Annotated in this window: 2 protein-coding genes; both read right to left on the bottom strand. The window is 72.4% G+C overall.

From position 1 onward, the window contains the following. On the bottom strand, nucleotides 1-1,838 hold a 1,838-nt coding region (locus AB0Q99_RS34225), incomplete at its 3' end, for a DUF4118 domain-containing protein (RefSeq protein ID WP_363578165.1). 120 nt (nucleotides 1,839-1,958) lie between these two features. Continuing rightward, nucleotides 1,959-2,594: a potassium-transporting ATPase subunit KdpC gene (kdpC, locus tag AB0Q99_RS34230; protein ID WP_363578167.1), complete on the bottom strand. Its 636-nt coding sequence runs from the start codon at nucleotides 2,592-2,594 to the stop codon at nucleotides 1,959-1,961. Nucleotides 2,595-2,630 lie beyond the last annotated feature (36 nt).

The raw sequence follows: 2,630 nt of genomic DNA on the forward strand, positions 1-2,630 counted from the left end.
GGTTCGACCTCGGCGGCGACCACGGCCAGCCGGTCGCGCTCCAGGGCGGCGGCGACGTGGGCGGCGAAGGCGGTGAGCACCCGCTGGTCGGCGGCAGACAGCCGGCGGCCGGTGAGCACCAGGACGGCGTCGGTGCCGACCGGGACCTCGGTGGACTCCTGCGGGCCGTCGCCGTCGTCCTGGTGCTCGCCCTCGCAGTGCGCCAACACCTCGCCGTCGGTCCGGGAGAGCAGGGCGACGTCCCGCAGGCCGAAGGCGGTCCGGGACTTCTCCAGCAGGGCGGGCAGCGCGTCGGCGCCGCGCAGCACGCTGCCGGCCAGGGTGGAGAGGGTCTCGGCCTCGACGGTGGCCCGGGCGGCCCGGGTGGTGAGCCGGCCGGCGTGGTCGACCACGGTGGAGACGGTGAGGGCGATGGCGGCGAAGACCACCAGGGCGACGATGTTGTTGGTCTCGCCGATGGTCAGGCTGTGGATCGGCGGGATGAAGTAGTAGTTCAGCAGCATCGAGGCGACGAGCGAGGCCAGCAGGGCGGACATCGCGCCGCCGAGCAGGGCGACGATGACCACGCCGAGCTGGAAGATCAGCGCGTCGGTGGTGAGGTTGATCCGGTGGTGCGCCTGGGAGAGCAGGGCGGTGAGCAGCCAGGGCAGTACGAGGCCGGCCGCGTAGCCGACGATGGTGCGGCGTCGGGAGTGGCGGCGGCCGAGCGAGGGCAGCCGGCCGCGGCCGGTGAACTCGTGGGTGACCATGTGGACGTCGATGTCCTCGGAGGCGTCCACGGTGGTCTCGCCGATGCCGGGGCCGGTGAGGAAGCGGTTGATCCGGCCGCGGCGGCTGGTGCCGAGCACCAGCTGGGTGGCGTCGTGGGCGCGGGCGAAGGCGAGCAGCGCGGTGGGGATGTCGTCGCCGACGACCACGTGGTAGCTGCCGCCGAGGGTCTCCACCAGTTGCCGCTGCTGGGCGAGCGCGCCGGAGGAGGCGCCGGCCAGGCCGTCGCTGCGGGTGACGTGGACGGCCAGCAGTTGGCCGCCGGCGGTGCGGTCGGCGATCCGCGCGGCGCGGCGGATGATCGTCTCGCCTTCGGGGCCGCCGGTGAGGGCGACCACGACGCGTTCGCGGGTCTCCCAGACCCGGTCGATGCTGTGGGCCGCCCGGTAGTCGCGCAGGCCCTCGTCCACCCGTCCGGCGACCCAGAGCAGGGCGAGTTCGCGCAGGGCGGTGAGGTTGCCGACCCGGAAGTAGTTGGAGAGCGCGGCGTCCACCTTCTCCGCCTTGTAGACGTTGCCGTGGGCCATCCGGCGGCGCAGTGCCTGCGGGGCCATGTCGACGAGTTCGATCTGGTCGGCCCGGCGGACCACCTCGTCCGGGACGGTCTCGCGCTGGGGGATGCCGGTGATCTTCCGGACGACGTCGTTCAGCGATTCCAGGTGCTGGATGTTGACGGTGGTGATGACGTCGATCCCGGCGGCCAGGATCTCCTCGACGTCCTGCCAGCGCTTGGGGTGCCGGCCGCCGGGGATGTTGGTGTGCGCGAGCTCGTCGACCAGCACGACGGAGGGGCGGCGGGCGAGCACCGCGTCGAGGTCCATCTCCTCGAACTCGGCGTCCCGGTAGGAGCGGTGGGCCCGCGGCAGGACCTCCAGACCGTCGAGCATGCCCTCGGTGTGCCGCCGGCCGTGGCACTCGATGTACCCGATCACGACGTCGGCTCCGCGTTCCTGTCTGCGCCGGGCCTCGTCCAGCATCCGGTAGGTCTTGCCTACCCCCGGCGCGGAGCCGAGGTACACCCTCAGCCGGCCGCCGCGGATACCGAAGCCGGGGGTGAGGTCGCGGGCCATGGGCACTGCTCTTTCCATCGGGAGGTGGTGCGGGTCTGCGGACACGGGTCGGCCGGCCCGGGCGCGGGAGGTGTCCTCCGCGACCGGGCCGGCCTGGTCATCGATTCAGTTGATGTTGCGTCACTTCTGCTCGCTGAGCGCCTTGTTGAGCAGGACGACGTTGACGCCCTGCTGGCCGAGGAAGCCGAGCGAGCGGCTCTCGGTGTAGGTGTCGATCAGCCGGTTCAGCGTGTCGGCCGGCAGGCCGCGTTCCCTGGCGACCCGGTCGACCTGCTCCTTGGCGTAGGCCACCGAGATGTGCGGGTCGAGGCCGGAGCCGGAGGCGGTCAGTGCGTCGGCCGGCACGCTCGCCGGGTCGACGCCGTCGAACGCGGCGACGGCGGCACGGCGGTCGTTGACGGACTTCAGCAGGTCCTCGCTGTTCGGGCCGAGGTTGGAGGCGCCGGAGGAGGAGGCGTCGTAGCCCGTTCCGGCGGCGGAGGGCCGGGGCTGGAACCACTTCGGGTCCGGCCGCGGCTCCTCCTTCGGGTCGTCCGGGTTGACCTTGGGCAGGTTGTAGTTCTGGCCGAGCAGGCTGGAGCCGATCTCCTTGCCGTCGGAGGTGACGATCGAGCCGTTGGCCTTGCCGCTGAACGCGACCTGGGAGATGCCGGTGACGGCCAGCGGGTAGCCGACGCCGAGGACGGCGGTCAGCACGAGGAGCACGCGCAGGGCGGTGAAGTGGGTCCGCACGGAGGCGGGCAGGGGCTTGGACATCGCGGTGGACTCCTCTCTCAGTTGAGGCCGGGGATG

Source organism: Kitasatospora sp. NPDC086791 (assembly GCF_040685975.1).
Taxonomy (GTDB): Bacteria; Actinomycetota; Actinomycetes; order Streptomycetales; family Streptomycetaceae; genus Kitasatospora.

Coding starts and splice junctions, on each gene's coding strand:
- kdpC (WP_363578167.1), bottom strand. CDS start 2,594: ATGTCCAAGCCCCTGCCCGCCTCCGTGCGGACCCACTTCACCGCCCTG.